Source organism: Streptomyces sp. JW3 (genome assembly GCF_052216785.1).
In the GTDB taxonomy this organism is placed as follows: domain Bacteria; phylum Actinomycetota; class Actinomycetes; order Streptomycetales; family Streptomycetaceae; genus Streptomyces.
Map to the genome: position 1 here is coordinate 1 of NZ_JBQOUX010000224.1, position 2,348 is coordinate 2,348.

At 75.1% G+C, this 2,348-nt stretch carries 1 pseudogene; it reads left to right on the forward strand.

The annotated features are described in order from the left end of the window. Positions 1 to 81 precede the first annotated feature (81 nt). Positions 82 to 2,348: pseudogene (locus tag ACTT8P_RS38150) on the forward strand (hypothetical protein); the annotation flags it as partial.

Genomic DNA, 2,348 nt, shown 5'->3' on the forward strand with positions numbered 1-2,348 from the left:
CCCACCCCCACCGACCCCGACACCACCCCCCTCCCCGCCACCCAACCCCCCACCTGGCCCACCTCACACGCACCCACACCGGTGCCGGCGCCGTCCTCGACCTACGTGCTCGCCTACGGTGCCCACCTCGACGGCAATGTCGGCCTGGTGTACCTGGAACCGCTGCCGCCGGCGGTGGTCGACGGGCTGCACGAGCAGGTGATGACGGCGCTGGGGCTGGCGCACGCGCCCGGCACGCATCCGGTGCGGGAGCAGTTGCGGACCGTGGCGAGCGGTGAGCAGCTGGTGCTCAACCTGCCGTATCTACGCGGGAGTCTGGGGTTCCGGATCACCCTGCGGGTGGCCGGCCGGGACCGGACGGTCGATCTGCGGATGCGGCTGGCGAACCCGGTGGCGGCGGCCCGTTACGGGCAGGCGGAGGGCGCCGAGCGGGACGTACGGGTGGAGCGGCGCGGCATCGGTACGCAGGAGTCGGTGTCGGCGGAGGCGTCGGGCACGGTGCGTACCCTGCTGCTGCCCTGGACCGGGCTGTTCCCGGTGACCCGGGCGATCCCGGTGCGCGGGGTCGACGTGGCACTGACGCTGGCGATGACGCTGAACCAGCTCTCGTCGACGTCGTCGGTGACGACGGTGGTGCAGACGACGTCGGCGCAGCGCAGCAACGAGCCCTCCGAGCCGTACGACTTCCAGGCGGCGTGGGAGGTGCGGGTGGACACCCCGCGGCTGGCCCCGCCGGTCACCTGGGGGGCGCCGCGGACGCACGGGCCGGTGACGTTCTGGTTCCCGCAGCACCTGGCCCGGGACGAGGAGGGCGACCTGCCGGAGGCGGCCGACCTGGACGACCTGCCGGTGTGGGGTGTGGACACGGTGGCGGAACCGCAGCGGCTGCTCGCGGAGGCGCTGTCCTTCTTCGGTGCGGAACTGGGCGCGCTGGACGACGACTCGGCGGCGGAGCTGGAGACGTTCCTGTCGGAGCCGCTGCTGCGGGGGACGCTGCCGATGCAGCGCGACCGGGGGGTGTTCTCGCCGGTGCTGCTGGACACGGCGGGGCGGGCGATCGGCATGTTCCAGCTGCGTACCGAGGTGGCGGTGGGTCCGCCGCTGCGGCGCAGCGTGGCCGGGAAGATCAACCTGGAGAGTCATCTGACGCAGGTGGTGAAGCTGGACTCGCAGTCGCGGTTCAGCAGCGGGCTGACGCTGTCCGGGAGCGCCGGTCCGGCGCTCACCGCGGACCGCGCGCAGGGGCATCCGGACGCGTCGCGCCGGCCCGGCGGCGGTGTGCTGGGGCGGCTGGCCGCGCAGGCGGGGACGCACGAGGACCTGGTGCAGAGCGGCAGTACGGCGCTGATGCACGCGGTGCGCACCAACCGCAGCCATCTGCTGGCCCCGGCCACGGTGCGGCACACGCTGGTGCTGCATCTGCCGGGCGGCGGGCGGCGGGAGTTCGCGTCGGACGCCTGGCCGGGCGGCATGCATCTGCGGCTGCTGGCCGCCGAGGACGCCCGGGGCCACGTACCGTCGGCCGCGGAGCTGCGGCGGCTGCCGGCCGAGCTGGAGCATCTGCGGTCGGTGGGCACCACGGTGACGCCGCTGGGGGTGGAGGGTGCCGCGCCGCTGTTCACGTCCGCCGAGAACTGGCTGCGGCGGGAGGGGTTCCTGCCCGGTGACACCCAGAAGCGCACCCGGGTGCTGCCCGACGAGGCGCTGGTGCAGGCGCAGTTGAACAACCTGCGGCGGTTCGAGCAGGGCCGCTCGGAGGTGGGGCAGCGGGCCGCCGCGGACGCCATGGTGGACGGCGGTCACTCGCTGTTCCTGGAGATCCCGACGGCGACCGGGGCGCGCCGGGTGCGGCTGGTGCTGAGCGCGGTGCGGGGCGCTGGTCCGAGCACGCACACCCGGGTGCTGCCGGACATCCAGGGCATGGGCGTGGCGTCGCTGTCGGCGGCGGGCACCGACCACCGGGGTTCGTCGTACGGGCTGTCGTACGGCGCGGGCGGGTCGCTCGGGCTGCCGCGCGGTTCGTGGACACTGGGCGGCACCGGGGACTACGTGCGCGGCCACCAGGTGCGGCACGACAACAGCGCGCAGTCGGCGGTCGGCCACGACCAGCTGTTCATCGGCAGCGGCGCCGGGCAGCGCAGCGAGGTCTTCGAGATACCGGCCGAGCTGGCGCTGGACCTGTACGAGGGGCCGGGCGAGCAGCCCTCGGTGCGGTTCGCGCACGACACGGTGGCGCGGCCGTACGTGCCGCCCGGCGCCCCGCCGGCCGCGCCGCCGGGCCCGCCGCCGGACCGGGTGCCGGGCACGCTGCGGCTCTCGGTGCCGACGCACCGGACGCTGCCCGCCGA